Below are 25864 nucleotides of genomic sequence, written 5' to 3' on the forward strand. Positions count from 1 at the left end.
CAGCGACGGCGCTTGGGCGCGAGCAGCGTGCCCCGGCAGTTGTGCGAACCGCACCAGCAGGGGTATTCGGCCTTGAGCTTGCGGGTATAGGGCTCGTCGATGATCAGCCCGTAGTCGTAGCTCAGCTCTTCACCCGCGCGAATGTCGCGCAGGGCCTTGATGAAGATGCGGCCATCCTGCTCGTCGGTTTCGCAGTTGGGGTCGCACGAATGGTTGATCCAGCGCGAGGAGTTGCCACCATGCAGGGCATCGATGACCCGGTCGTCGTCCACGTGGAAATAGAAGGTGTGGTTCGGGTCATCAGGATCATGCGGATGGCGCCGCTGGGCTTCGTCCCAGCTGATGATCTCGCCCACGTACTCGATCAGGGTCTCGCCTTCGGCGATATCCTGCACCGCGAACACGCCCTTGCCATGGACCCCCGACCTGCGCACCTGGATCTTGCGACCCGGGGCCGGATGCGGCCGCCTCGCCCCTGCCGTCGTGCTCGGGTTCGGACGCCCGTCTCTTGCTGCCATCTGTGGAAACTCTGATAAGTTGAATGTGTGCACATGCGCGTGCGCGTACACGCGCGAGAGCAGGGATTGTAGGAACAAGCCACTGCCCGGACAGCTCTGATCCGGGACTTACCAAGACACAAGCATGAGCAAGACTCTCGTCATTGCGGAGAAACCGTCGGTCGCGCAGGACATCGTGCGCGCGCTCACGCCCACGGTGGGCAAATTCGACAAGCACGATGATTACTTCGAGAACGACCAGTACGTGGTCACCAGCGCCGTGGGCCACCTGGTGGAGATCCAGGCGCCCGAGCAGTTCGACGTCAAGCGGGGCAAGTGGAGCTTCGCGCACCTGCCGGTGATCCCGCCCTACTTCGACTTGAAGCCGGTCGACAAGACCAAGAGCCGGCTCCATGCGGTGGTCAAGCTGGCCAAGCGCAAGGACATCGGCGAACTGGTCAATGCCTGTGACGCGGGACGCGAGGGCGAACTGATCTTCCGGCTGATCGAGCAGTACGCCGGCGGCAGCAAGCCCCTGGGCAAGCCGGTGCGCCGGCTGTGGCTGCAGTCCATGACGCCGCAGGCCATCCGCGACGGCTTCGACAAGCTGCGCAGCGACCAGCAGATGCAGGGGCTGGCGCATGCCGCCCGATCGCGTTCGGAAGCCGATTGGCTGGTGGGCATCAACGGCACCCGGGCCATGACCGCCTTCAACTCGCGCGACGGCGGCTTCTTCCTCACCACCGTGGGCCGGGTGCAAACCCCCACGCTGGCGCTGGTGGTCGAGCGCGAGGAGCAGATCCGCAAGTTCATCAGCCGCGACTACTGGGAAGTGCACGCGAGCTTCGCCGCCGAGGCGGGCGAGTACCCCGGCAAGTGGTTCGACCCGAAGTGGAAGAAGAACGCCGAGGACGCCGAGCTCAAGGCCGACCGCCTCTGGTCGCGCGAAGAGGCCCAGGCCATCGCCGACGCGGTGCGTGGCAAGAAGGCCACCGCCACCGAGGAATCGAAGCCGACCACCCAGGCTTCGCCGCTGCTGTTCGACCTGACCTCCTTGCAGCGCGAGGCCAACGGCCGCTTCGGCTTCTCGGCCAAGACCACTCTGGCTTTGGCCCAGAGCCTGTACGAACGGCACAAGGCGCTGACCTATCCGCGGACCGACTCGCGCGCGCTGCCCGAGGACTACCTGGCCACCGTGAAGGACACCATGAAGATGCTTTCCGGCAGCGGCATGGGCCACCTCGCGCCATTCGCCAAACAGGCGTTGAGCGAAGGCTACGTGAAGCCGAGCAAACGCATCTTCGACAACAGCAAGGTCAGCGACCACTTCGCCATCATCCCGACGCTGCAGGCACCCAGCGGCCTGTCCGACGCCGAACAGAAGCTCTATGACCTGGTGGTGCGGCGCTTCCTTTCGGTGTTCTTCCCGAGCGCCGAGTACCTGGTGACCACGCGCATCAGCCGCGTCGAAGCGCACAGCTTCCGCGCCGACGGCAAGGTGCTGGTGCGTCCCGGCTGGCTGGCCATCTGGGGCAAGGAGGCCGACGTCGAGGGGGACGAGAACAGCCGCACGCTGGTGCCGGTGAAACCCGGCGAGCTGGTGCTGGCGCAGACGGTCGAGCCCAAGGGATTGAAGACCCGTCCGCCGGCACGCTACAGCGAAGCCACGCTGCTGGGCGCGATGGAAACCGCCGGTCGCCACATCGAGGACGAGGAGCTGCGCGAGGCCATGCAGGAGAAGGGCCTGGGCACACCCGCCACCCGAGCGGCCATCATCGAAGGCCTGATCAACGAGAAGTACATGCTGCGCGAAGGCCGCGAGCTGATTCCCACGGCCAAGGCCTTCCAGCTGATGACGCTGCTGCGTGGCCTGGACGTGCAGGAGCTTTCCCGGCCCGAACTGACCGGCGAGTGGGAATACAAGTTGGCGCAGATGGAACGCGGCCAGCTCAGTCGCGATGCCTTCATGCAGCAGATCGCCGAGATGACGCAGCGCATCGTCAAGAAGGCCAAGGAGTACGACCGCGACACCGTGCCCGGCGACTACGCGACGCTCAAGACACCCTGCCCCAATTGCGGCGGCATCGTGCGCGAGAACTACCGCCGCTACACGTGCACCGGCCGCTCCGGCTCGGGCGAGGACGCGTGCGGCTTCTCGTTCACCAAGATGCCGGCCGGGCGAGCCTTCGAGCTCGACGAGGTCGAGCGCTTCCTGCGCGACAAGCGCATCGGCCCGCTGGAGGGCTTTCGCTCCAAGGCGGGCTGGCCTTTCACCGCCGAGATCGCCTTGAAGTACAGCGAGGAGGAACGCAACTGGAAGCTGGAGTTCGACTTCGGCGACGAGGCCGATCCGTCCGAGACCGGCGAGCTGGTCGACTTCACCGCCCAGGAGCCGCTGGGGCCATGCCCCAAGTGCGGCGCCCGCGTGTTCGAGTTCGGCAAGAACTACGTGTGCGAGCGCAGCGTGCCCACGGCCGCCCAGGCCACGCCCAGCTGCGACTTCAAGAGCGGCCAGGTGATCCTGCAGCAGCCGGTGGAACGCGAGCAGATGCACAAGCTGCTGACCACCGGCAAGACCGACCTGCTGGACAAGTTCGTCTCCACCCGCACCCGGCGCTCGTTCAAGGCGTTCCTGGTGTGGGACGCCGAAGCCGGCAAGGTGAATTTCGAGTTCGAGCAGCGCGAGAGCAAGTTCCCGCCCCGCAAGGGTGCGGCAGCCAAGTTCGCTGCCCGCAAGGCGGCGCCGGGCAAGGCGACCACGCCGGTGGCACGCGCGGCCAAGACGGCGGCCGGCAAGAAGACCGCGGTTGCCAAGACGGCCGCGCCGGCACGCAAGGCCGCGCCGCGCAAGACCACGGCCGCCTCCGGGCTCAAGCCCAGCCCGGAACTGGCGGCGGTGGTCGGTGCGGCGCCGGTGGCTCGCACCGAAGTGATCAAGAAGCTGTGGGACTACATCAAGGCCAACGGCCTGCAGGACGCCAAGGACAAGCGGGCGATCAACGCCGACGACAAGCTGCGCGCGGTCTTCGGCAAACCGCAAGTGACCATGTTCGAGATTGCGGGACTGGTGGGCAAGCACCTGCAGGCCGGCGACTAGCAGGCGCCTGGCGGCGCACGACGGGGGGTCAGCCGGCCCGGTCGTCCCAGACCCGGTCGCCACCCCGATCGCGCCGGGCCTCTTCGGGGCCGGGCTCCGGCACATGCACCTCGGCGCCGTTCGTCGGGCTCACCGGGTCGGGGCGACGCTCGGGCGGCTGGTCCTGGCCTTTCGGCGCCTGCGGCGCGCGGCGCCCTGCCTGCCGCTGGCGCGGGACATCCTGCACGGCCGGCTCCTCAGCGCCTGTGGGTGCGCGCGCGAACCCCGTCGCGGCCCGACAGCAGGCGATTGCCCAAGAGCACGCCGCCAGCCATCAGCCCGGCCGCCAGCGCGATCGACGTCGCCGGCATCGCCCGGACCATGTTGGTGGCCATGTCACCGGTGCGCGGCGCCATCAACTGCACGCGCCGCGATGTCATGCGGGCACCCAGCTCGCCCAGCCGGTCGGCCAGCAGCCGCTCGGCGATCGGCAGCACCTTCGTCTCCTCGTCGGCGACGTGGTGCATGACATCGCGCATCAACTCCATGAAGGTGTCGTCGTAGCTGGCGTCGCTCGGATCCATGGCCCGCAGCTGCGTGATCAGGCGCCGCATCTCGTTGTGCTCGGGCACCGCCTTGTTCAGGAACTCGCTGTCACCGACGGAGCGCACCGCCGGATAGAAGATCTCCTCTTCCAGCTGGGCGTGGACCTCCAGGGCCAGGCAGACGGTGTTGACCAGGCCCTGCTTGACCCGCGGCGCGCTGCTCGGCAGGTATTGCTGGAACGACGCCAGCACATGGGCATGGTCGCTGCGGATCAGGTTGGTGGCGGAGGGCGACAGGCGCTCGAGCAGGGGGTTCATGGCAGGGGGTACTCCGGCGGTTAGCCGTCCTTTGTAGTCCCGCGCCGACCCGGCGGGCTGTAGGTCGGCCGCGCGAGATCCGCTGCGCGCCGGCCGACGCCCGGATGACCTCAGGCGCCGGAAGGCTCGCCGATCGCCTGCCGGACGACGGCGACGTCCAGCCCGTACATCTCGGCGAACTCTTCCGGCGATTTGCCGCTCGCGCGGTAGGCCCGCACCAGGGCTTCGCGCCTTGCGGTCTCCGCCGCCACCTGGCCGAAGGCTTCGTCGAGCAGCCCCAGGGCCGTGGTGTCCTGCGTGCGCACCCGCTCCAGGTAGGCCTCGCGAGCCAGCCCACTGGCCTGAACGGCCTGCGCCAGCCGAGCCACGGCCCAGCCGCGCGAGGCTTCGCCCCGGCCCTGCGACTGGCGGCGGCGGAACACCTCCAGGATCGCGTGCTGCACATGTTCCAGGGCCACGGGCTCGACCGGTTCACCATCGAGGTCGCAGCGGTCCTCCCCGTTAGCCACGCTCTCGAGGTATCGGGTGGAGCGCACGTGCTGCGCGAGCGCGGCCTTCAACTGGTCCTTCTCGAACGCGCCCGGGTGGCGAGTCATGAGGTCCTCGAAGATGCCGATCTTCAAGGGGCGGAATCGGGCGCCGAACAGGCGCGGATGGAGTTCCCACAAGCGTTGCAGCAGCGGATGCACGTCTCGCTGCGGACGCGCCGGTCGGCGCTGCGGCCGCGCCTGGCGGGGAGGGGTTTGGCTTTCCTGCATGAGGCTGCGACTGTAGCCGCGGCGGGCGGTCCCCTGCGGGCGACCCGGGCGGTGCGGGCAAAATCGCGCGATGCAAATCGGAAAAGACACGGTGGTCACGATGCTTTGCCGCATCAGTGACGAGAAGGGGCAGCTGATCCAGGACGGCAAGCAGCCCATGGCCTACCTGCACGGGGGGTATGACAACACCTTCCCGAAGATCGAGCAGGCCCTGGACGGCCGCCAGGTCGGCGACCAGGTCTCGCTGGTGCTGGCGGCGGCCGACGCCTTCGGTGAGCGCGACGAGGCCCTGGTGCGCACCTTGCCCAAGCGCGAGTTCCCTCCCGGCGTGAAGGTCGGCGGCCAGCTCCAGCTGCCCGGGCCCGACGGTCTGCCGCGCCCCTACACGGTGGCGAAGATCAAGGGGGACACCGTGCACCTGGATGGCAACCACCCCTTGGCCGGGCACACCCTCAAGCTGGCGATCAAGGTCGCCGGGCTGCGGCCGGCCAGCGCCGAGGAACTCGCCCATCGCCATGTCCACGGCGAGGGTGGACATCACCACTGAGCCCGGCGCCTACGACACCCTGAAGTTAACGAACTGCCAGGGGTCGCTGGTGTCCATCGGCTCGTCGAACAGGCGGCCCCGGCCGAGCAGCGGGTTCCATTCGCCCCAGCTGCCGACCAGCTCGCCCAGGTAGGGGCGCGCCACGTCCAGCACCAGCCGGTGATCCAGGTCCTCCGGCTCGACCACGCCGGCTTGCGGATGCCGCAAGGCCCACTGCATGCCGCCCAGGATGCCCGCCACCACCTGCAGCGAGGTGGCGTTGCTCTCTGGCGTGATCGACCGCGCCTGCTCGATGGCGAGGCGGGAACCGAACCAGTAGACACCCTTGGGGTGGCCCATGAGCAGCACGCCCAGCTCGTCGATGCCGCCGTCGATCTCGTCGCGCAGGATGCGGGTGCGCGCCGGCTCGGCCCACTCCCGGCCGGCCATCTCATGGATGGACAGCACCGCGTCGTCGCACGGGTGGTAGGCGTAGTGGACGGTGGGACGGTAGACCAGGGCGCCGTTGTCCTCCACGCTCAGGTAGTCGGCCAGCGAAATCGACTCGGCATGGGTGACCAGGAAGCCGTGGTAGGTCCCCTGCAGGGGCGTCCAGCTACGCACCCGCGTGGACAGGCCCGGCCGGGCCAGCGCGATCGCCGCACCGCAGCCGCCCTCGTGGCGCATCGCATCGACCGGCCAATGCTTCTCATGGGATCCCCAGCCCAGCTCGGCGGGCTGCCGACCTTCGTCGATGAAGGCCTGCACCGACCAGGTATTGACGAACTCGTCCGGCAGCCGGCGGCGCGTCGCCGACTGGGTGTCCCGCTCGGCCACGTGGATCACCCGCACGCCCAGCCTGCGGGCCAGGCTCGCCCATGCTTCGCGGCTGTCCGGCGTGCGCGCCTGCAGGCCGGTCTCGCGTGCCATCTGCAGCAACGCTTCCTTGGCGAAGATCGACACCAGCCCGGGGTTGGCGCCCTGGGTCATCACCGCCGCGGGACCGGGACCGAGTTCACGCCGCAGCCGCAGCATGTCCTCTCGCAGCGCGTAGTTGCTGCGGCGGGTAGGCGGCAGCTCGGGGTTGTCGTACACGCCGGCCCAGGGCTCGGTGCAGGTGTCCAGGTAGAACGCGCCGGCCCGCCGGCACAAGCGCACCAGTGCCAGGCTGGCCACATTCACCGAGAGGTTGAGCACGAAGTCACCCGGCGCCAGCAGGGGCTCGAGCACGGCGTCCAGGTTGTCCGGCGCCAGCGGCGTCTGATGGGAGGCCACACCCCAGCGCTGCGCCACGGCGCGCTCGGCGGCATGGGCGTGGATGACGGTGATGCGCTCGGGCCGCACGCCGACGCGCTGCAGCAGCACGGGCAAGGCGGCCTGGCCGATGCTTCCCAGGCCGATCATCACCAGCCTGCCGGGCAGCCGAAGGTCGCGCGGGCCGGGGCCGGGTAGGTCGGATGGCTGCATGGGTCTCCTTGTTGTTCGAAAGTCGTGACGGTGCGCCTGAGGGCGCCCACCATGGTTGGATGATCGCGCAATGGAAAAAGCGCCCACAGGGGGCGCTCTTTGCGGGGGACCGGGCGCCGGCTCAGCGTTGAGAGACCACCCGCACCATCTCCAGCACCTTGTTGGAGTAGCCCCATTCGTTGTCGTACCAGCTCACGACCTTGATGAAGGTGCCGTCCAGGGCGATGCCGGCCTCGGCATCGAAGATGGACGTGCGCGGATCGCCTCGGAAGTCGGTCGCGACGACCTTGTCCTCGGTGTAGCCCAGCACGCCCTTGAGCGCGCCTTCGGATTGCGCCTTGAACTCGGCGCAGATGTCCTTGTAGCTGGCTTCCTTGTTCAGCTCGACGGTCAGGTCGACCACCGACACGTCGGAGGTCGGCACGCGGAAAGACATGCCGGTGAGCTTCTTGTTCAGCTCCGGGATGACCACGCCCACGGCCTTGGCTGCTCCGGTGCTGGAGGGGATGATGTTCTCCAGGATGCCGCGCCCGCCGCGCCAGTCCTTGTTGCTCGGGCCGTCCACGGTCTTCTGGGTGGCGGTGGCGGCGTGCACGGTGGTCATCAGGCCGCGCTTGATGCCCCACTTGTCGTTCAGCACCTTGGCCAGCGGCGCCAGGCAGTTGGTGGTGCACGAGGCGTTGGAGATGATGGCCTCGCCCTTGTAGGTCTTGTCGTTGACGCCGAAGACGAACATGGGGGTGTCGTCCTTCGAGGGCGCCGACATGATCACCTTGCGGGCGCCGGCATCGATGTGCTTTTGCGCGGTTTCCTTGGTCAGGAAGATGCCGGTGGATTCGACCACCACCTCGGCACCGATGTCCGCCCACTTGAGCTCGGCGGGGTCCTTGACGGCGGTCAGGCGGATGCGCTTGCCGTTGACGATCAGGGTGTTGCCCTCGACCGAGACCTCGCCCTGGAAGCGGCCGTGCACGCTGTCGTAGCGCAGCATGTAGGCCAGGTACTCCGGCTCGAGCAGGTCGTTGATGCCGACCACCTCGATGTCCTTGAAGTTCTGCACGGCGGCACGGAACACCATGCGCCCGATGCGGCCGAAGCCGTTGATGCCGATCTTGAGGGTCATGCTGAATCCCTTGAAGAGTTGATGAAACGAAGCGTGGTCAGTGGCCGAGCACCGCGCGCACGGTGTCCGCCACGTTCTCGGGGGTGAATCCGAAGTGCCTGAACAGTACGTTGGCCGGCGCGGATTCACCGTAGGTGTCGATCCCGACAACGGCCGAGCAGCCGTACTTCCACCAGAAGTCGGTCACGCCGGCCTCCACGGCCACGCGTGGCACGCCCGGCGGCAGCACCTGCTCCTTGTAGGTCCGGTCCTGGCGGTCGAAGGTGGTGGTGCTGGGCATGGAGACCACGCGCACGGCCAGCCCCTGGGCGGCGAGCTGTTCCTGCGCCTTCAGCGCCAGCTGCACCTCGGAACCCGTGGCGATGAGCACAGCCTGGGGCCGGCGCGCGAGACCGACTTCCGCCGATTCGGCCAGCACGTAGGCGCCACGGCGGATGTCCTGCAGACCGGGCTTGGGCGCGTACGGCAGGTTCTGGCGCGACAACAGCAAGGCCGTGGGACGGTCGGCGTTCTGCAGGGCCACGGCCCAGGCAACCGCGGTCTCGGCCGTGTCGCAGGGGCGCCAGACGTCCAGGTTGGGGATCAGGCGCAGGCTGGCAGCGTGCTCGATGGACTGGTGCGTGGGACCGTCCTCGCCCAGGCCGATGGAGTCGTGGGTGAACACGTGCACCACGCGCTGCTTCATCAGCGCGGCCATGCGGATGGCGTTGCGGCTGTAGTCGCTGAAGGTCAGAAAGGTGCCGGCGTAGGGGATGAATCCACCATGAAGCGCGATGCCGTTGAGGACCGCGGCCATGCCGAATTCGCGCACGCCGTAGTTGATGTGGCGGCCCACGCGGCCCTGTTCGTCACGCTCGGGCGCGCCGTCGCTGCCGAAGCGCAGCGGCGGAGTGCTCTTGGTGTTGGTGAGGTTGGAGCCAGTGAGATCGGCGCTGCCGCCCAGCAGCTCGGGCAGCGCGGCGGTGAAGGCTTCCAACGCCAGCTGCGAAGCCTTGCGGGTGGCGATCGTTTCGGCCTTGGCTTCGGCGGCGATGGTGGCTTCCAGCGCCAGTTGCGCGAACTGCACGGGCAGCTCACCACGCATGCGGCGGGTGAACTCGGCGGCCAGCTCGGGGTGCGCTTTCTCGTAGGCGGCGAAACGCTCGCTCCAGGCGGCTTGCCGCTCGCGGCCACGAGGGCGTGCATCCCACTCGGCGTATACCTCCTTGGGCACCGTGAACGGCTCGTGCGGCCAGCCCAGCGCATCGCGGGTGGCACCGATCTCTTCATGGCCCAGCGGCTCGCCGTGGCACTTGGCCGTGCCCACGCGGTTCGGGCTGCCCTTGCCGATCTGGGTCTTGGCCACGATCAGCGTGGGCTTGTCGCGGCTCTCGCGCGCCTGGGCGATGGCACGATCCACCGCGTCCACGTCATGGCCATCCACCGGGCCGATCACGTTCCAGCCATACGCGCGGAAGCGTGCCGGCGTGTCGTCGATGAACCAGGGCGTCACCTGGCCGTCGATGGAGATGCCGTTGTCGTCGTAGACGGCGATCAGCTTGTTGAGCTTCCAGACGCCGGCGAGGGCGCAGACCTCGTGGCTGATGCCTTCCATCAGGCAGCCATCGCCCAGGAAGACATAGGTGTGGTGGTCGACGATCGCGTGGCCTTCGCGATTGAACTCGGCGGCCAGCAGCTTCTCCGCCAGGGCCATGCCCACCGCATTGCCCAGGCCCTGCCCGAGCGGCCCGGTGGTGGTCTCGACCCCTGGGGTGATGCCGACCTCGGGGTGGCCCGGCGTCTTGCTGTGCAACTGGCGGAAGCTGCGCAGCTCGTCCAGCGGCAGCTCGTAGCCGCTCAGGTGCAGCAGCGAATAGATCAGCATGGAGCCGTGCCCGTTGGACAGCACGAAGCGGTCACGGTCGTGCCAGTGCGGATCGGCCGGGTTGTGGCGCAGATGGCGGCCCCACAACGCAACGGCGATGTCGGCCATGCCCATGGGCGCACCCGGATGACCCGAGTTGGCAATTTGAACAGCGTCCATGGACAAGGCGCGAATCGCGCTTGCCATCTGAAGGGGGTTGGCCATCGGGGGCAGCTCCGGGGGGAAGGCGGAAAGGTGGGGGAAACCCGGGATTTTAGCCGGGGGGCGGGTCCGGGCCCGGCCGCCCCGCGCCTGGCCAGCCTTCGTCTACAGTGCCCGGATGCAAGCGGTTCACCTCATCGCCGACCTCTACCAGTGCCGGTGCGAGCGCAGCTGGTTGACGGATGGCATGCGCCTGCGCGCGGCAGCGGCGCAGGTGCTGGACGTCTGCGGCCTGCGGCCTGCGGGTGGCGAGTGCTTCGTGTCCTTGGCGCACGGCGGCCTGGCCGGGGCTGTGCTGGCCGACAGTGCACAGCTGACCCTGCGCACCTGGCCCGCCGAGCGCAGTGTCGCGCTCGACCTGTGGATGGCTGCGGCCACCGAGGACGAGCGTGCCCTTGCGCGCCGGGTGGTGGACGCGCTGGGCGAGCTGTTCGAGCCCGAGTGGACCGAGCAACGCTCGCTGGACCGGGGAGAGGACGCTTGATGGCACCCGCCCAGGCCATGCTGCTGGCCGCCGGCCGGGGCGAGCGCATGCGCCCCCTCACCGACACCTGCCCCAAGCCGTTGCTGGGCGTGCGAGGCAAGCCGCTGCTGCGGCACCACCTGGAGGCGCTCGCCCGCGGAGGGTTCGACCGCGTGGTGATCAACACCGCCTGGCTGGGCGACCAGATCGAGCAGGCTTTTGGCCACGCGCTGCCGCTGGCGGGGCTGGAAGAGCCGATGCGGCTGGCCTACTCGCACGAGGGGCGTGATTTCGGTGCGGCGCTGGAGACCGCGGGCGGCATCGCCCGTGCCCTGCCCCTGCTCGACGAGGTGTTCTGGATTGCCGCCGGCGATGTCTACATGCCCGGGTTCGAGTTCAGTCGTCACGCCTATGCACGGTTTGCGAGCGGACCGACCGACGCCCACCTGTGGCTGGTGCCGAACCCGCCCCATCATCCTGGCGGCGACTTCGGCCTGGCTGCCGATGGACGCGCCTTGAACGACGCACCGGTGCGCCATACCTACTCCACCGTAGGCCTGTACCGGCGGCGCTTCTTCGATCCGCTGCCCATGGGCAACCCCGAGGGCATCAGGGCCGCCCTGGGGCCCATGCTGCGCCGGGCCATGGACAATGGCCAGGTCAGCGCCGAACTCTGGACCGGGCCCTGGACCGATGTGGGCACCCCGCAGCGCCTGGCCGAACTGAACGCAACATGAACCACTCTCCCTACGCCGAACGGCGCGCCCGGGTCGCCCGGCAGATCGGTCCCGGCGGCATCGCGATCATCCCTACCGCACCGGAGCGGCCGCGCAACCGCGACACCGACTACATCTACCGGCACGACAGCTATTTCTACTACCTCACCGGCTTCGGCGAGCCGAATGCCTGGCTGGTGATCACCGGCGACGGGCGCAGCACGCTGTACTGCCAACCCAAGGACCTCGAGCGGGAGATCTGGGATGGCTTGCGGCTCGGTCCCGACGCCGCGCCGGCCGCCCTGGGGGTCGACGAGGCGCATTCGGTCGCCGAGCTGGAGGCCAGCCTTCCCCGGCTGCTGGAAAACCGCGAGACGGTGTGGATCCCGTTCGCCATCCACGAGGGCCTGGAAGCGCGCGTGGCCGGTTGGCTGCAAAAGGTCCGGGCACGGGTGCGCTTTGGTGCGACCTGCCCCGAACAGCAGCGCGACCTGTGCGGCATCCTGGACGACATGCGCCTGATCAAGGACGCGCATGAACAGGACCTGATGCGCCGGGCCGCGGCCATCAGCGCCCGAGCGCATGTGCGCGCCATGCAGCTGAGCGCCCGCATGCTGCGCGAGGGCCAGGACCTGCGCGAATACCACCTCGATGCCGAGTTGCTGCACGAGTTCCGGCGCGGCGGCTCCCAGTACCCGGCATACGGCTCCATCGTCGCGGCCGGCGCCAACGCCTGCGTGCTGCACTACCGGGCCGACACGGCGCCGGTACGGGCGGGCGAGCTGGTGTTGATCGATGCCGGCTGCGAGCTCGATGGCTATGCCAGCGACATCACCCGCACCTTTCCGGCCAATGGCCGCTTCAGCGGAGCGCAGCGTGCGCTGTACGACCTGGTGCTGGCTTCCCAGGAAGCCGCCGTGGCCGCGACTCGGCCAGGGGCCCGCTTCACCGAGCCGCACGAGGCGAGCGTGAAGGTGCTGTCGCAGGGGCTGCTGGATCTCGGCTTGCTCGACCCCGCCAAGGTCGGAACCGTGGAGGACGTGATCGAGAAGCGCGCGTACTTCGCCTTCTACATGCATCGCACAGGGCACTGGCTGGGCATGGACGTGCACGATTGCGGCAGCTACGTCGAACCCGGCGAGGTGGGCGAAGTGAGCGAACGGGTGGACCCGCTGTCGGGCGAGACCATCAAGAACCGGCCCAGCCGCATCCTGCGCCCGGGCATGGTGCTCACCATCGAACCCGGCCTGTACGTGCGGCCCGCCGAAGGGGTGCCCGAGCGATTCCACCACTTGGGTATTCGCATCGAGGACGATGCGATCGTGACAGAAGCCGGCTGCGAGCTGATCACGCGCGGAGCGCCCGTGGATCCGGACGAGATTGAGGCTTTGATGCGGGCCTGAGCGGCAGGCTATCGATTGAGTAGGTCAATCCAATTGGCCCACTCAATTGCGAATACCTACCATTTCGGGACGTTTCGAAAAGGAGTGTCCATGGCCCGCATCGCCCTCGCTCAAGTGCCCACGTTGAAGAAGACTGCCAGTTACTACCTGCTGCACATGCTGGTCGCCATCTCGGTGGCCTACGCGGTCACCGGCAACCTGATGCTGTCGCTCACGCTGAGCTTGGTCGAACCGACCGTGCAGGCCGTCGCGTTCTTCTTCCACGAAAAGCTCTGGGACCGGCTCGCGCACAAGCGTCCGGGGGATCTGGTGCCCGCCGCGGCCTGACGGCGGCGGCGGCGGGGCCACGTCTACAATGCCCAGCCACCGCACAACAGCGCGGCCGGCGCGTGCAGTCCGGACCGCGCCCATGGAGTTCCCCGATGTCCGCCACCCCCCCGGTCACGCCTGAAGACAAGCGCGCACTCCTGCGCCAGTCCGCCCTCGAGTACCACGAGTTTCCGACCCCGGGCAAGGTCGCCATCCAGGCCACCAAGCAGCTGATCAACCAGCACGACCTGTCCCTGGCTTATTCGCCCGGCGTGGCCGCTCCCTGTGAGGAGATCGTCAAGGATCCGGCCAACGCCTTCCGCTACACCAGCCGCGGCAACCTGGTGGCTGTCGTCACCAACGGCACTGCGGTGCTGGGCCTGGGCGACATCGGTCCGCTGGCGGCCAAGCCGGTGATGGAAGGCAAGGGCGTGCTCTTCAAGAAGTTCGCCGGCATCGACGTCTTCGACATCGAGATCAACGAGAAGCACGATCTCGACAAGCTGGTCGACGTGATCGCCGCCCTCGAGCCCACCTTTGGCGGCATCAACCTGGAAGACATCAAGGCGCCCGATTGCTTCTACGTGGAACGCAAGCTGCGCGAGCGCATGAACATCCCCGTGTTCCACGACGACCAGCACGGCACGGCGATCGTCGTGGGGGCCGCCATCATCAACGGCCTGAAGGTCATCGGCAAAGACCTGCGGCAGGTGAAGCTGGTCACGTCCGGCGCGGGTGCGGCCGCGTTGGCCTGCCTGAACCTGCTGGTCAAGCTGGGCATGCCGCGCGAAAACATCTTCGCCACCGACCTGGCCGGGGTGGTCTACGAAGGCCGTACCGAGTTGATGGACGAGGACAAGGTGCAATTCGCGCAGAAGACCTCGGCCCGCACGCTGGCCGAGGTCATCGAGGGCGCCGACATCTTCCTGGGCCTGTCTGCGGGCGGTGTACTCAAGCCCGAGATGGTGCGCACCATGGCGGCCCATCCGCTGATCCTGGCGCTGGCCAATCCCAATCCCGAGATCCACCCCGAAGAAGCCAAGGCCGTGCGGCCGGACGCCATCCTGGCCACCGGCCGGACCGATTTCCCCAATCAGGTCAACAACGTCCTTTGCTTCCCGTACATCTTCCGCGGCGCGCTGGACTCCGGTGCGACGACGATCACCGACGAAATGGAGATCGCCGCCGTCCACGCGATCGCCGAGCTGGCGCAGGCCGAACAGAGCGAAGTCGTGGCCGCGGCGTACGCAGGCCAGCAGTTGGCGTTCGGACCGGAGTACCTGATCCCCAAGCCCTTCGATCCGCGGTTGATGATCAAGATCGCGCCTGCCGTCGCCCAGGCGGCCGTGGACAGTGGCGTGGCGCTGCGGCCGATTGGCGACATGGATGCGTATCGCGAGCGACTGCAAAGCTTCGTCTACGCCTCGGGCACCACGATGAAGCCGATCATCGCGGCCGCACGAAGCGCCCCAAAGAAGCGGGTGGCCTACTGCGAAGGCGAGGAAGAGCGGGTGCTGCGGGCCGCGCAGATCGTGGTCGACGAGGGCATCGCCCGTCCCACGCTCATCGGTCGTCCGACAGTGATCGCCCAGCGTGTGGAGAAGTTCGGCCTGCGCCTTCGAAGTGGCGACGACTACGACGTGGTCAACGTCGAGCACGACGAGCGCTACCGCGACTTCTGGCAGACCTACCACCGCATGACCGAGCGCAAGGGCGTGACGGTGCAGATGGCGAAGATCGAGATGCGCCGGCGCCTGACCCTGATCGGCTCCATGCTGCTGCACAAGGGCCAGGTCGACGGAATGATCTGCGGCACCTGGGGCGTCCCTACCCTCCACCTGCACTACATCGACCAGGTGATCGGCCGGCGCGCCGGCGTGAACACCTATGCCTGCATGAACGGCCTGCTGCTGCCGAACCGCCAGGTTTTTCTCGTCGATACGCACGTCAACTATGACCCGACGGCCGACCAGCTGGCGGAAATCACCGTAATGGCTGCCGAAGAAATGATGCGCTTCGGCATCCGTCCCAAGGCTGCGCTGCTGTCGCACTCGAACTTCGGCAACAGCAACCAGCCCAGCGCGGTGAAGATGCGGCAGGTGTTGGACCTGCTGCGGGTCCAGGCTCCCTGGCTCGAAGTCGACGGCGAGATGCACGGAGACGTCGCGCTCGACGGCAACGCACGCCTGAAGCTCATGCCCAGCAGTTCGCTCAGCGGAGATGCCAACCTGCTGGTGATGCCGAATATCGATGCTGCCAATATTTCCTACAACCTGCTGAAGACTGCGGCCGGCGGCAACATCGCAATCGGACCGGTGCTGCTCGGCGCCGCTTTGCCGGTCCACATCCTGACCGCGAGCACGACCGTCCGGCGAATCGTCAACCTGACCGCCCTGACGGTCGCCGACGCCAACGCGACCCGCTGATCAATTGCGCCAGGGTCGCCGGCGTCCGCCCGTCGACAGACCCTCCAATGGCCCTGCCCACTGCTCAAAACTTGTGCATAAGCTTGCGTTTTGAACCGGGATCGGTCACACTCGCGCACTTGAATTTTCGGGGTTTTCCCGGACAGTAGTGTCCCGAAGGTCACCATAGAAGGTCCAGTTCGTGCGCGGGTTTGCGAGCAAGTTTGCCCTCACTAGCGCCCTGATCGTCACGTCGCTCACAGTCCCGGTTTCGGCCAGGGAGCGCGTGGACCCGGTTTCCGGTCAGTCAGCCACCGTGGCCCTGGCCGAGCTGCCGCGGCAAGGGCGTGAAACCTACGAAATGGTCTTCCGCGGTGGGCCCTTTCCTTATGGGAAGGACGGCAGCGTTTTCGGAAATCGCGAACGCCTGCTGCCGCTGAACAAGCGGGGCTATTACCGGGAATACACCGTGAAGACACCAGGATCGCGCGACCGGGGAGCCCGGCGCATCGTATGCGGCGGGCCGCCCAGGCAGCCACATGCGTGCTACTACACCGCAGACCATTACGCCAGTTTTCGCAAAATTGTGGAGTGAACCCGAATGAAGCGGGACCTGTTCTTGAACTTGGAAAGAAACGCGGAGATGGATTCGTCCCGTCGCCTCGAGACCGGCGATACGCCGCTGAAGAACGTGCGCAACAACATCGTTCAGTCGATTCGCGCGCACCGCGTGCAAGACTTGCAAGACGCCGCCAGCAAGCTGGGGCACCACTTCCTGTACGCCAACCTCGCCACCGCCCAGAGCAAGCAGGACGTGCTCGACCTGATTGCGCAGCAGTTCATGCTGCCGGCGCACTTCGGCAAGAACTTCGATGCGCTGTACGACTGCATGACCGACCCGGTGCACAAGTCCGGGCCGCAGCCGGGCTTCGTGGTCGTGCTGGAGCAGATCCCGGCCAACGCGAAGTTCGACAAGGAAGCACGCGAGCAGTTGCTGGACATCTTCCGTGACACGGCCGATTACTGGGCCGACCGGAAGATACCGTTCAGGTGTTTCTATTCTTTTCTGTAGCCCGCTCTGCGCAAAACAGCCAAGCAGAGCGGGCGAACGAGGCTCAAGGCGACACCGCCGCCGCGACCTCGCAGGCTATGACTGAAACCGGCGAAAAGATGCCGACCGACAAGCTCGTGGACGTGTCGCCGCTGGCGCTTCGCATGAGCAGCCCCTTCAACGCGGGTTACTGGTTGGCCGCCGCCTGACCTGACATCACCTCGCCACCATGAACAAAGCCCGGGCTTGCCCCGGGCTTTGTTCATGGTGGCGAGCCGGCAGTGACTGAGTTCGCCAGTGCCACGTAGGCTTCCCATGGCACCTCCTCGGCACGCCTGCGCGTGTCGAAGTCGGTCTCGACGGCGCGCACCTGCAGCCACTGCCCGAGGGTGTGGCGAAGCAGCTTGCGCCGCTGGCTGAAGGCGACTTGCACGATCTCGGACAGCAGCTGCGGATCCACGGCCTGGGGATGCGCTCGCGGCACCATCCGGACCACCGCACTGTCCACCTTGGGCGGCGGATCGAAAGCCGCGGGGGGGACGAACAGCACGTCCTCCATGGCGTAGCGCCACTGCAGCATGACCGACAGGCGTCCATACGCCGCCGTGGCGGGTCGGGCCACCATCCGGTCGACGACCTCCTTTTGAAGCATGAAGTGCTGGTCGACGATGCGCTCGGCGAACGACAGCAGGTGGAACAGGATCGGCGTCGAGATGTTGTACGGCAGGTTGCCCACGACACGCAGTTTCGATCCGGCCCGCTCGGCGATATCGTTGAAGTCGACCCGCAACACATCCGATTCGATCACCTCCAATTGGGGGTGAGCGCGCAAGCGGGACGCCAGGTCGCGGTCCAGTTCGACGACCGACAGGCGTCCGAGGCGCTCGACCAAGGGCTGCGTCAGTGCGGCCAAGCCCGGGCCGATCTCCACCATGGCATCACCGGGTCGCGGATCGATCGCGCGAACGATGCCATCGATGATGCTGCTGTCGGCCAGGAAGTGCTGGCCAAAGCGCTTGCGAGCGACGTGTTTCACCGGGGTGGATCGCGCAGCTCGACCCAGGCACGGGCGCGCACATCGCGTGCCCACCGCGCATATTCCTCCTGCAGCCTCTTCTCGCGCAGCACATTGCGCGCCAGCTCGCGCTGCTCTCGTGGGCTGAGCGTGTGCTGGCGCCGGTCCACCAGTTGGATCAGGTGCAGGCCGAAACGGGTCTGCACCGGGTCGGCGATCTGGCCTGGCGACAGCGTGGCCAGCACCTCCTCGAATTCCGGCACGAACATGCCCGGATTGGCCCAGCCCAGGTCGCCGCCTTCGCGGGCGCTGCCATCTTGCGAGTGGCGCCGCGCCAGTTCAGCGAACTCCGCCTGACCGGATTCGATCCGCTTCTTGAAGTCCTCCAGCCGCTGTCGAGCCTCGCTTTCGCTCAGCTGGGCGGTCGGCCGCAGCAGGATGTGTCGGGCCCGGTTCTGGACCACGGTCGAACCGGGCAGTTCGCCACGGCGCTTTTCCAGCACCTTGATCACGTGAAAACCCGCGCCCGATCGAACCACGTCGCTGACCTGGCCCGGCGCGAGCGGCTGTGTCGCTTCGACGAACAGGCTCGGGTAGCGGTCGGCGGTGCGCACGCCCACCACGCCACCATTGGTGGCAGCTCCAGGGGCGTCCGACAGCTCGCGAGCCAGGGCCGCGAAGTCCTCTCCGGCGCGTGCGCGGTCGCGCACGCGCTCCGCCTTGGTCCTGAGTTCGCGCACCAGTTCCGCAGGCGCGTTTTCCGGCACCGCCACCAGGATATGGGCCAGGTTCAGTTCCACCGCCGACAGGTCGCTCGTGTTCTGCTGCTCGTGGATGAAGCGCTCCACTTCCGCATCGGTCACCCGAACCCGCGGCTCGACCTCGCGCTGACGCAGCCGTGACAGCAGCAGCTGGTTTCGCAGATCCTGCCGGAACGACTCGGGCGAAATCCCCTCGGCGGCCAGTCGACGCCTGAAATCGGCTACGTCAAGCTGGTTCTGGCGTGCAATGTTCTGCTCGGCCGCGTCCACCATGCCTTCATCGACGCGCAGCTGGAGTTCACGCGCGAGCTGCAGCTGCGCCCGCTCGACGATCAACTGCTCGAGCACCTGCCGAACCAGCGACTCACGATCGGGCATGCGCGCACCCGGCTCGGAAAGTTCCTGCTGCACGCGCGCCACCCGCGCCTGCACTTCGTTATTGGTGATCGGCTCCGAATTGACCACGGCAACGATGTAATCGGCTGACCGCGTCGACGGGTCGGACGCCGCGGGCGCGGCCGTGGATGGCACAGGCGCTGAGCGGACGCCGGGCCCCGGCCCCAGGCGCAGCTGAGCGCTGGCCGGGATGGTGGTGCTCGCCAGGAAGGCCCCGGCCACCAGCCCCAGCGCGATCGCACGCGGGCGTGGAAATTGGATTGAAATCATCGGCTAGTCGTATTCGGTAAATCGGCTGCGCGGCGTGCCCGGCAGCGAACGCAGCAACTGGTAGCGCGGGATATTGTCCCTGAGTAGGGTCACCGCATTGGTTCCGACACGGCTCAGGCCCAGCAGCTCGATCTGGAACAGCAGGCGCTTGTTGGGGCCGGCGCTGCCCGTCTGGAGCCGCTCGAACACCAAGCGCCCCACCCAGCAACAGCCGTCGTATTCGACGCCGACGATGGTGTCCACGAGCTCCCGGTCCTTCAGGCTGAAGTTGAGCCGGCCGACGCTGTACCAGCGGCCATTGCCGTTGCCGCGGCCGGCCCAGAGATCTTGGAGCGGCCACTGCCATGCCAGGTCCACTTGCTCGCTCAGGAGCCGTTGGGTCCGGTAAGCCGCACTGACGGTGCGGAACGGTCCGGGGTTGTAGCGCGCCCCGATCGTGGCCCGTTCGGAGCGGTCGGTGCGCGGGTTGTACTGCACCGTGGCTTCACTGGCCCAGGTCGGGCTCCAGTTGACGGAGGCGCCCAGCAGGATGTCGGAGAAGCGGTCGGCGATGGGGGGAGCGCCCCCCAACGTGACCCGTTGGTCCTCGTAGCGCAGCCGCTGGGCGAGCCCAAATCGCGCCAGCTCGCCACCGGTCGCCACGTCCTGCAGGCGACTGGTCAGCCCCAGCGTCAGCAGGTTGGTGTCCGCGATGCGGTCGTGCCCGACGTACGGGTTCTCGGTGAAGATGGTCGCGAAGTTGAAGTCGTGCTGGCCAGAGTCGTAGTTGGGCAGGTAGTTCTGCTCCCGGAACGGCGTGTAGGCGTAGAAGGCACGCGGCTCCAGGGTCTGCACCAGAGGCCGGCCGAACAGGCTTACCTGCCGATCGAACAGCAAGCCGGTATCCAGGCTGAAGGTCGGAACACTGCGCTCGGCCGAGGTGAGCCCGTTCGCCAGTGGCGCGTCGAACTGGTATTGCGTGGCGTGGAGCTGCACCCGCGGAATGACGAACCAGCCGGGCGCCTGCCAGGGCCGGGCGAACTGCGCCATGACGTAGGCGCGTTCGCCGTTCGGCTGACGCGTGAGGGCGGGTTCGGCACTGAAGCGGGTGTAGTCGGCCTCTACATAGCTGCTGAACCCGCCAAGCAGCTCGAGGTTGGTGTAGCGGCCCTGCAGTTGCGGTAGCCGGTCGTAGGGCGGAACGATGGGCGCGGTGACGTCCTGCAGGGTCTGCCACCGCAGGGTTCGCGCGTGGGCGGCGAAGTTGCCCCGCCCCCAGCTCAGGACGGCGTCACTGGCCAGCAGGCGCGGTGTGAGCGAGGCGATGGCGGGCGAGCGGGTGAAGTCGCGCCAGTAGTCGTCGTCGCTGACACGGTTGAGGTTCAGGCTCAGCCCCACGCCCGCAGGAAGCACCTGCGCGTGGCGCACGTTGTAGGCCCAGCGGTCGCGTCCGCGCAGGTTGTCTCCCGGCAGGTAGCTCAGGCCCGTGGTGCCGCTGTAGAGAGGCTCCAGATAGCGGAATTCGCCCGACAGCTGCAGGCCGCGCCGCGACATCAGGGTGGGCGAAAAAGTCGCGTCACGATTGGGCGCGATGTCCCAGTAGTAAGGCACCGTGAGCTCGACGCCGCTGCGGTTGTTGACCGCCAGGGTGGGCGTGAGCACGCCGGATTTACGCTTGTCCGTGAGTGGGAAGCTCAGCACCGGGATCGGCAGCAGCGGCACGCCGAGAAAGCGCACGGTGGCTCCCAGGGCCAACCCGGTTTCGGATTCGTTGTCGATGTAGAGCCGATCGGCGGTGAGCAACCATCCCAGCGGCCAGCTCGAGCCGGGCTCACGCTCGCAAGTGGTGTAGGTCCCCTGGCGGACCAGGGCCCGGTCGGGGCCCAGGAAGTCGATGCGGCTGGCCTGGCCGTAGCCCTCGGTGGACCGAAGCCGGTAGGTCGGCTCGGTAAAGAAGCCCTCGAAGGCGTCGACGTGCATCTCGAGCTGGGGCCCTTCGAACACATCGCCGGCACGGTTGATGCGCACGTCACCACGGGCGCGCGCCAGGTCTTCGGCCTGGTCATATTCGATGCGCTCGGCCCGGATCAGCGTGTCGCCCCGGCGCAGCGTGGCGTCACCTTCGATGAGGGTCTCCAGTTCGCTGCGTCCACTGATGCGGTCGCCTTCCACGAAGACCGGCAACTCAGGTCGGACATCGGGGCTGATGGTTTCGCCGAGCGCGGGACTGGACCGCAAGACCGGCGCGGGCAGTCCATCCTCCTGGGCTTGGACGGTGGGCCAGAGCGCGCAGGCCGCCAGCGACATCGCGGCCAGCCTGAAGCGGGCCGCTCGATTCCTGGGGCGGGGAGACGGCATGGGGGAGTCGATGGAGTAGCCGGCCGTGGGCCAGGCGGTTCCGGTTGCGTTTGTAGAATCGATTATCCATGAGCGATGCCGCGCCCTCCCCTGCCCCACAGTCCTTGTCGCCGCAGGTGGCATGGTCCGATCCCCGGCGTCAAGCCGACTTCGACGGCTGGCTGCGCCGCATCCAGGACACGCATGCACTGTTGCCGCCGACACTGCGCCTCGCGTCGGCCGACGCCAGCTTTCGTCGCTACCTGCGCATCGACCGTGAGCCCGGAGGCAGCCTCATCGTGATGGACGCGCCGCCCGAGCGCGAGGACTGCTCCCCGTTCGTGCGCGTGGCCAGCCTGATGGCCGATGCCGGGCTGCATGTGCCGCGGGTGCTCGAGTGGGATTCGACCCTTGGCTTCATGCTGCTCGAGGACCTGGGCACTCGCACCATGATGGACGCCATCGACCCGGCGCATGCGAGCGCCAACCGCCCCCTGTACGAAGGCGCGATCGACGCCCTGCTCGCCTGGCAACTGGCCTCGCGACCCGGGGTGCTGCCGGCGTACGACGAAGCCCTGCTCACCCGCGAGCTGCAACTGTTCCCCGACTGGTACCTCGCGCGCCACCGCGGCATGGCCGTGGAAGGCGCGCTGCGCCAGACGCTGGACGAGCAGTTCCGGCTGATCGTCGCGCGCAACCTGGCGGCACCGGCAGTCTACGTACACCGTGACTTCATGCCGCGCAACCTCATGGTCCCCCAGGCCGGAGAGAGCCGGCTGGGCGTGCTCGACTTCCAGGACGCGGTCTACGGACCGATCACCTACGACATCGCCAGCTTGATGCGCGACGCCTTCCTCAGCTGGGACGAGGAATTCGTGCTCGATATCACCATCCGTTACTGGCAAAAGGCCGTGAAGGCCGGGCTGCCGGTCGATTCGGATTTCGGTGAGTTCTGGCGTGCCGTCGAGTGGATGGGCCTGCAGCGGCACCTGAAGGTGGCGGGAATCTTTGCCCGGCTCACCCTGCGGGACGGCAAGCAGCGATACCTGGCCGACGCGCCGCGCTTCATCGGCTACATCCGGGCCACCGCCGCACGCTATCGTGAACTCGCGCCGCTGCTGGCGCTGGTGGACCGGGTCGAAGGCACCACCCTGACCGCCGGCTATGCCTTTGGCAGGCTCTAAGGCCGGCCCCCGCTTCTTCTGCCCATGGCCGCTGGCCGAGGGCGCCTGCCTGCAGCTGCCGCCAGGGGCCGCGCGGCACGTGCAGGTGCTGCGCCTGCAACCGGGCGCGTGCGTGACGCTGTTCGACGGTCAGGGCGGTGAATGGGCCGCCACCATCACCCGCATGGGGCGCAGCGAGGTCGACGCGCAGGTGGCAGCGCACCTGCCGATCGAGCGCGAGGCCGGGCGCACCGTGCACCTGGCGCCATGCCTGGCCGCCGGCGAACGGATGGACTGGCTGGTGGAGAAGGCGACCGAGCTGGGCGCGGCCAGCTTCGCACCGGTGCTGTCGGAGCGCAGCGTGCTGCGTCCCTCGGGTGAGCGAGCTTCGCGCAAGCAGTCGCACTGGCAAGCCGTGGCGCAGGCCGCCTGCGAGCAGTGCGGGCGCAACCGGGTGCCGGCCGTCGAGCCGATCCAGGCCTTCGACGCCTGGATCGACTCGGCGCTTCCCGCGGCGCGGCGTCTGGTGCTCTCACTGGACCCGCAGGCCCGCCCGATCGGTCAACTGATCGATGACGACGAGCCGGCGCTTCTGCTATCCGGACCCGAGGGTGGCCTGAGCCCGAAGGAACTGCAGGCGGCGCACGCCGGCGGTTTCGAGCCGGTATCGCTGGGTCCGCGCGTGCTGCGCGCGGAGACGGCACCACTGGCCGCCCTGGCGATCCTGCAGTCCCGCGCCGCTCACAGGTAGGCCGGCGACCGGCGCCGCGGCGGGGCGGCGGCCGGCGCCGGAAACCGCTGTTCCACCCAGTCGCGCAGGGCCGCATAGACCGGTTCTGACTCGAGCTCGTTGAAGACCTCGTGGTAGTGGTGCGGAAAATCGTGCGCCGTCACCAGCCCCGGCGGAGCGGACTCGGCGAATTGCCGGCATGCCTGCGGCTTGACCACGCAGTCCTCGCCGCCATACAGCAGCAGCGTCGGCACCTTCCAGCGACCGGCACGCGCCAGCACCCGCGGCCCGGCTTCGGTGATGAAGTGGGCCAGGCGTCCGGAGATGCGGTCGTGCACCAGCGGATCGGCCCGGTACGCTTCCACGACCTCGGGGTCGTGCGACAAAGCCTCGGGCAACACCGGACTGCGCACCGTGAGATTGGGAGCGAAGCGCGGCAACACCGAGAGAAACATCTTCTGCAGCGGGGTGAGATACGGCTTGAACGCGGGCGACGACAGCACCAGGCCGTCGACCGGCACATCGCGAAGCAGCACCAGGCAGCAGGCCACCAACGCGCCGACGCTGTGGCCCAGCACGATCAGGGACTCGCCCGGAGCGACGCGACGGCTGGCACTGTCGACGATGTCGTACAGGTCCTCGATCAGGCGCATGGTGTTGGGCAGGCGCCCGCGCACGCCGCCGGAATCGCCGTGGCCACACTGGTCGTAGCCATGCACCGCGAAGCCCCACGACGTCAGCGTCTGCGCCAGCCGCTCGTAGCGGCCCGCATGCTCGCCCAGCCCGTGGACGAGCACCACCACCCCGCGCCGCGGCACCCCCAGCTGCGGTGGCCAGTACTGCACGGCCAGGTTGTCGCCATCCGCGGCGGTGAAGGTCGAGAGCGTGGAATCGCTATGGGACATGGAACGGTCGCGGAGTTTAGGGCATCCGCGCGATCACCTCGGCGACGGCCGCGGTGAGGCGTTTGGCATAAGGCACATGCAGGAACTCGTTGGGTCCGTGGGCATTGCTGCGCGGACCGAGCACCCCGCAAACCATCATTTGCGCCGCGGGGAACCCCTGGCTGAGCGTGTTCATCAACGGGATCGTGCCACCTTGTCCGATGTAGCCGCAGGGTGCGCCGAAGTGCGCCTGTGAAGCCTGTTGCATCGCCTGCTCGAACCAGGGGAGCATCGCCGGCGCGTTCCAGCCGGTGGCGGCGCCACCCGGCTCGAATGTCACCTTGGCTCGATAGGGTGCGTTGTCCTCCAGCAGCCGCTTGAGGTCCTGCGCGGCTTGCGCGGCGTCCACCAGGGGCGGCAGTCGCAGCGACAGCTTGAAGGCCGTATAGGGACGCAGCACATTGCCGGCCTGGTCCAGCGGCGGCAGTCCCTCGGCACCCGTCACCGACAACGTCGGCGTCCAGGTGCGGTTGATCAGGGCCTGCACCGGATCGGTGGTGGTGGGCAGCGCGGACTGGGTGCTCCCGGCGCAATCGGCATGCGCCCAGGGAAAACGGGCATAGACCTCCTGGCCCAGCACCGCCGCCGTCGCGCGCGCCTGCTCCAGGCGATCGGGCGGCACGTCGCAATGGAACGCAGCCGGCAGCAGACGCCCCGTGCGACTGTCCTCCAGGCGATCGAGCACCTGGCGCATGATCCGGAAACTGGAGGGCACCAGGCCTGATGCGTCACCCGAGTGCACGCCCTCGGTGAGGATGTCCACCCGCAGCGTCCCGCCCACCAGCCCGCGCAGCGAGGTCGTGAGCCACAACTGGTCGTAATTGCCCGCGCCCGAATCAAGGCAGATCACCAGGCCCACCTCGCCCAGGCGCGGACCCAGGGCGTCTATGTAAGGCAGCAGGTCGTGCGACCCCGACTCCTCGCAGGTCTCGATCAGTCCCACGATGCGGGGGTGCGGCACCTGCTGCGCCTTCAGCGCCTGCACGGCCGCGATGCTGGCGTAAACCGCGTAGCCGTCGTCGGCGCCGCCCCGGCCATACAGCTTGCCGTCCTCGTAGCGCGGCGACCAGGGCCCCAGGTCCGCGCGCCAGCCTGTGAATTCGGGTTGCTTGTCCAGGTGACCGTACATCAGGACCGTCTGTGAGTGCTCCGCGAGCGCCCGGGTCGGTGCAATCTCGAAGAACAGCACCGGCGTGCGGCCGGGCAAGCGGACGATCTCGAGCCGCAGGCCCTCGACCCGCTGGGCCTCGACCCAGGCGGCCGCGTGCCGGACGGCGGCTTCGATGTGTCCATGCGCCTGCCAATCAGCGTCGAAGGCCGGCGACTTGGCCGGGATGGCGATGTAGTCGGCGAGCTGCCGGACGATGTCCGCGTTCCACTGGTGATCGATCTGCTCCCGGGCCAGGGACGATTCGAGCACGGGCGCAGGGAACTCCCGGTGCAGGGGTCTGTTCATGACTCGGCGTTTACTTTGGGCTCGATGATTCGACACTGTAAGCGCGCCCTGCGGCCGACGCCAGCCGTGGCGGGTTAATCCCTTGGGGGTA

At 67.9% G+C, this 25864-nt stretch carries 22 protein-coding genes and 1 pseudogene; 11 read left to right on the top strand and 12 right to left on the bottom strand.

The features are described from left to right. Window positions 1-8: 8 nt before the first annotated feature. A pseudogene (locus JI739_RS12805) lies at window positions 9-518 on the bottom strand (SET domain-containing protein); the annotation flags it as partial. A 124-nt stretch (window positions 519-642) separates the two neighbouring features. On the opposite strand from JI739_RS12805, the gene JI739_RS12810 reads away from it, so the two are divergent. Beyond that, entirely contained in the window at window positions 643-3594 is a 2952-nt protein-coding gene (locus tag JI739_RS12810) for a DNA topoisomerase III (protein WP_201684307.1), read from the top strand. Window positions 3595-3622: 28 nt separating this feature from the next. On the opposite strand, the gene JI739_RS12815 is transcribed toward JI739_RS12810, so the two are convergent. From JI739_RS12815 to JI739_RS12825, 3 genes are all read right to left on the bottom strand, one after another. Beyond that, the gene (locus JI739_RS12815; RefSeq protein ID WP_201684308.1) at window positions 3623-3820 is read right to left on the bottom strand and encodes a hypothetical protein; all 198 of its coding nucleotides are present in this window, start codon (window positions 3818-3820) and stop codon (window positions 3623-3625) included. A gap of 10 nt (window positions 3821-3830) precedes the next feature. Beyond that, window positions 3831-4436 carry a hemerythrin domain-containing protein gene (locus JI739_RS12820; protein ID WP_201684309.1) on the bottom strand — a complete coding sequence of 202 codons (606 nt, stop codon included), beginning with the start codon at window positions 4434-4436 and terminating at the stop codon, window positions 3831-3833. A 110-nt stretch (window positions 4437-4546) separates the two neighbouring features. Beyond that, the gene (locus JI739_RS12825) at window positions 4547-5194 is read right to left on the bottom strand and encodes a ProQ/FINO family protein (protein ID WP_201684310.1); all 648 of its coding nucleotides are present in this window, start codon (window positions 5192-5194) and stop codon (window positions 4547-4549) included. Window positions 5195-5264: 70 nt separating this feature from the next. Here JI739_RS12825 and JI739_RS12830 point away from each other — a divergent pair, with 70 nt between their 5' ends. Next, window positions 5265-5741, top strand: coding sequence for an FKBP-type peptidyl-prolyl cis-trans isomerase (locus tag JI739_RS12830; protein ID WP_201684311.1), 477 nt, complete (start codon window positions 5265-5267; stop codon window positions 5739-5741). A gap of 9 nt (window positions 5742-5750) precedes the next feature. Here the strand turns inward: JI739_RS12830 and JI739_RS12835 are convergent, their stop codons facing one another. The 3 genes from JI739_RS12835 to tkt all read right to left on the bottom strand — a co-directional run bounded on the left by JI739_RS12835 (window position 5751) and on the right by tkt (window position 10378). Then, window positions 5751-7187, bottom strand: coding sequence for a homospermidine synthase (locus tag JI739_RS12835; protein ID WP_201684312.1), 1437 nt, complete (start codon window positions 7185-7187; stop codon window positions 5751-5753). A gap of 121 nt (window positions 7188-7308) precedes the next feature. Continuing rightward, window positions 7309-8310, bottom strand: coding sequence for a type I glyceraldehyde-3-phosphate dehydrogenase (gap, locus tag JI739_RS12840; protein ID WP_201684313.1), 1002 nt, complete (start codon window positions 8308-8310; stop codon window positions 7309-7311). A 37-nt stretch (window positions 8311-8347) separates the two neighbouring features. Then, window positions 8348-10378, bottom strand: coding sequence for a transketolase (tkt, locus tag JI739_RS12845; protein ID WP_201684314.1), 2031 nt, complete (start codon window positions 10376-10378; stop codon window positions 8348-8350). A gap of 115 nt (window positions 10379-10493) precedes the next feature. Between tkt and JI739_RS12850 the strand changes: the two genes are divergently transcribed. The 7 genes from JI739_RS12850 to JI739_RS12880 all read left to right on the top strand — a co-directional run bounded on the left by JI739_RS12850 (window position 10494) and on the right by JI739_RS12880 (window position 16743). Then, window positions 10494-10859 (top strand): S-adenosylmethionine decarboxylase, encoded by a 366-nt coding sequence (locus JI739_RS12850; protein WP_201684315.1) that lies wholly within the window; start codon window positions 10494-10496, stop codon window positions 10857-10859. After that, window positions 10859-11575 carry a nucleotidyltransferase family protein gene (locus JI739_RS12855; RefSeq protein WP_236589536.1) on the top strand — a complete coding sequence of 239 codons (717 nt, stop codon included), beginning with the start codon at window positions 10859-10861 and terminating at the stop codon, window positions 11573-11575. Before JI739_RS12850 ends, JI739_RS12855 begins: the two co-directional genes overlap by 1 nt. Then, the gene (locus JI739_RS12860) at window positions 11572-12957 is read left to right on the top strand and encodes an aminopeptidase P N-terminal domain-containing protein (RefSeq protein ID WP_201684316.1); all 1386 of its coding nucleotides are present in this window, start codon (window positions 11572-11574) and stop codon (window positions 12955-12957) included. The genes JI739_RS12855 and JI739_RS12860 overlap by 4 nt, the downstream gene beginning before the upstream one ends. A gap of 90 nt (window positions 12958-13047) precedes the next feature. Beyond that, window positions 13048-13284 carry a DUF2061 domain-containing protein gene (locus JI739_RS12865; protein WP_201684317.1) on the top strand — a complete coding sequence of 79 codons (237 nt, stop codon included), beginning with the start codon at window positions 13048-13050 and terminating at the stop codon, window positions 13282-13284. Window positions 13285-13379: 95 nt separating this feature from the next. Beyond that, a complete protein-coding gene (locus JI739_RS12870; protein WP_201684318.1) occupies window positions 13380-15692 on the top strand; it encodes an NADP-dependent malic enzyme in 2313 nt (770 codons plus the stop codon). A 220-nt stretch (window positions 15693-15912) separates the two neighbouring features. Next, on the top strand, window positions 15913-16266 hold the full coding sequence (locus JI739_RS12875; RefSeq protein ID WP_236589600.1) for a guanyl-specific ribonuclease: 354 nt from the start codon (window positions 15913-15915) through the stop codon (window positions 16264-16266). Window positions 16267-16314: 48 nt separating this feature from the next. Further along, complete coding sequence (locus JI739_RS12880; RefSeq protein ID WP_201684320.1) at window positions 16315-16743, top strand: barstar family protein; 429 nt, start codon at window positions 16315-16317, stop codon at window positions 16741-16743. 241 nt (window positions 16744-16984) lie between these two features. On the opposite strand, the gene rsmA is transcribed toward JI739_RS12880, so the two are convergent. Genes rsmA through JI739_RS12900 form a run of 3 tightly spaced genes read right to left on the bottom strand, consistent with a single transcriptional unit; the run spans window position 16985 to window position 21501 of the window. Continuing rightward, window positions 16985-17758 carry a 16S rRNA (adenine(1518)-N(6)/adenine(1519)-N(6))-dimethyltransferase RsmA gene (rsmA, locus tag JI739_RS12890; protein WP_201684322.1) on the bottom strand — a complete coding sequence of 258 codons (774 nt, stop codon included), beginning with the start codon at window positions 17756-17758 and terminating at the stop codon, window positions 16985-16987. Further along, entirely contained in the window at window positions 17755-19164 is a 1410-nt protein-coding gene (locus JI739_RS12895; protein ID WP_201684323.1) for a peptidylprolyl isomerase, read from the bottom strand. The genes rsmA and JI739_RS12895 overlap by 4 nt, the downstream gene beginning before the upstream one ends. A gap of 3 nt (window positions 19165-19167) precedes the next feature. After that, window positions 19168-21501 carry an LPS-assembly protein LptD gene (locus tag JI739_RS12900; protein WP_236589538.1) on the bottom strand — a complete coding sequence of 778 codons (2334 nt, stop codon included), beginning with the start codon at window positions 21499-21501 and terminating at the stop codon, window positions 19168-19170. Window positions 21502-21569: 68 nt separating this feature from the next. Here JI739_RS12900 and JI739_RS12905 point away from each other — a divergent pair, with 68 nt between their 5' ends. Together JI739_RS12905 and JI739_RS12910 are read left to right on the top strand one after the other, a co-directional pair. Beyond that, complete coding sequence (locus JI739_RS12905; protein WP_201684324.1) at window positions 21570-22664, top strand: aminoglycoside phosphotransferase family protein; 1095 nt, start codon at window positions 21570-21572, stop codon at window positions 22662-22664. Next, on the top strand, window positions 22651-23394 hold the full coding sequence (locus tag JI739_RS12910; RefSeq protein WP_236589540.1) for a 16S rRNA (uracil(1498)-N(3))-methyltransferase: 744 nt from the start codon (window positions 22651-22653) through the stop codon (window positions 23392-23394). The genes JI739_RS12905 and JI739_RS12910 overlap by 14 nt, the downstream gene beginning before the upstream one ends. Here JI739_RS12910 and JI739_RS12915 read toward each other — a convergent pair. Both JI739_RS12915 and JI739_RS12920 read right to left on the bottom strand, forming a co-directional pair. Further along, the gene (locus tag JI739_RS12915; protein ID WP_201684326.1) at window positions 23385-24278 is read right to left on the bottom strand and encodes an alpha/beta hydrolase; all 894 of its coding nucleotides are present in this window, start codon (window positions 24276-24278) and stop codon (window positions 23385-23387) included. The genes JI739_RS12910 and JI739_RS12915 overlap by 10 nt on opposite strands. 16 nt (window positions 24279-24294) lie before the next feature. Then, the gene (locus tag JI739_RS12920; RefSeq protein WP_201684327.1) at window positions 24295-25773 is read right to left on the bottom strand and encodes a M20 family metallopeptidase; all 1479 of its coding nucleotides are present in this window, start codon (window positions 25771-25773) and stop codon (window positions 24295-24297) included. Window positions 25774-25864 lie beyond the last annotated feature (91 nt).

The sequence above is a fragment of the Ramlibacter aurantiacus genome, from assembly GCF_016722895.1.
In the GTDB taxonomy this organism is placed as follows: Bacteria; Pseudomonadota; Gammaproteobacteria; order Burkholderiales; family Burkholderiaceae_C; genus Ramlibacter; species Ramlibacter aurantiacus.

What these genes read in the sequence shown, in the direction of transcription:
- JI739_RS12830 (WP_201684311.1), top strand. Translation starts at nt 5,265, where the DNA reads ATGCAAATCGGAAAAGACACGGTGGTCACGATGCTTTGCCGCATCAGT.
- JI739_RS12880 (WP_201684320.1), top strand. Translation starts at nt 16,315, where the DNA reads ATGGATTCGTCCCGTCGCCTCGAGACCGGCGATACGCCGCTGAAGAAC.
- tkt (WP_201684314.1), bottom strand. Translation starts at nt 10,378, where the DNA reads ATGGCCAACCCCCTTCAGATGGCAAGCGCGATTCGCGCCTTGTCCATG.
- JI739_RS12850 (WP_201684315.1), top strand. Translation starts at nt 10,494, where the DNA reads ATGCAAGCGGTTCACCTCATCGCCGACCTCTACCAGTGCCGGTGCGAG.
- gap (WP_201684313.1), bottom strand. Translation starts at nt 8,310, where the DNA reads ATGACCCTCAAGATCGGCATCAACGGCTTCGGCCGCATCGGGCGCATG.
- JI739_RS12855 (WP_236589536.1), top strand. Translation starts at nt 10,859, where the DNA reads ATGGCACCCGCCCAGGCCATGCTGCTGGCCGCCGGCCGGGGCGAGCGC.
- JI739_RS12920 (WP_201684327.1), bottom strand. Translation starts at nt 25,773, where the DNA reads ATGAACAGACCCCTGCACCGGGAGTTCCCTGCGCCCGTGCTCGAATCG.
- JI739_RS12900 (WP_236589538.1), bottom strand. Translation starts at nt 21,501, where the DNA reads ATGCCGTCTCCCCGCCCCAGGAATCGAGCGGCCCGCTTCAGGCTGGCC.
- JI739_RS12820 (WP_201684309.1), bottom strand. Translation starts at nt 4,436, where the DNA reads ATGAACCCCCTGCTCGAGCGCCTGTCGCCCTCCGCCACCAACCTGATC.
- JI739_RS12865 (WP_201684317.1), top strand. Translation starts at nt 13,048, where the DNA reads ATGGCCCGCATCGCCCTCGCTCAAGTGCCCACGTTGAAGAAGACTGCC.
- JI739_RS12870 (WP_201684318.1), top strand. Translation starts at nt 13,380, where the DNA reads ATGTCCGCCACCCCCCCGGTCACGCCTGAAGACAAGCGCGCACTCCTG.
- JI739_RS12860 (WP_201684316.1), top strand. Translation starts at nt 11,572, where the DNA reads ATGAACCACTCTCCCTACGCCGAACGGCGCGCCCGGGTCGCCCGGCAG.
- JI739_RS12905 (WP_201684324.1), top strand. Translation starts at nt 21,570, where the DNA reads ATGAGCGATGCCGCGCCCTCCCCTGCCCCACAGTCCTTGTCGCCGCAG.
- JI739_RS12810 (WP_201684307.1), top strand. Translation starts at nt 643, where the DNA reads ATGAGCAAGACTCTCGTCATTGCGGAGAAACCGTCGGTCGCGCAGGAC.
- JI739_RS12835 (WP_201684312.1), bottom strand. Translation starts at nt 7,187, where the DNA reads ATGCAGCCATCCGACCTACCCGGCCCCGGCCCGCGCGACCTTCGGCTG.
- JI739_RS12825 (WP_201684310.1), bottom strand. Translation starts at nt 5,194, where the DNA reads ATGCAGGAAAGCCAAACCCCTCCCCGCCAGGCGCGGCCGCAGCGCCGA.
- JI739_RS12895 (WP_201684323.1), bottom strand. Translation starts at nt 19,164, where the DNA reads ATGATTTCAATCCAATTTCCACGCCCGCGTGCGATCGCGCTGGGGCTG.
- JI739_RS12915 (WP_201684326.1), bottom strand. Translation starts at nt 24,278, where the DNA reads ATGTCCCATAGCGATTCCACGCTCTCGACCTTCACCGCCGCGGATGGC.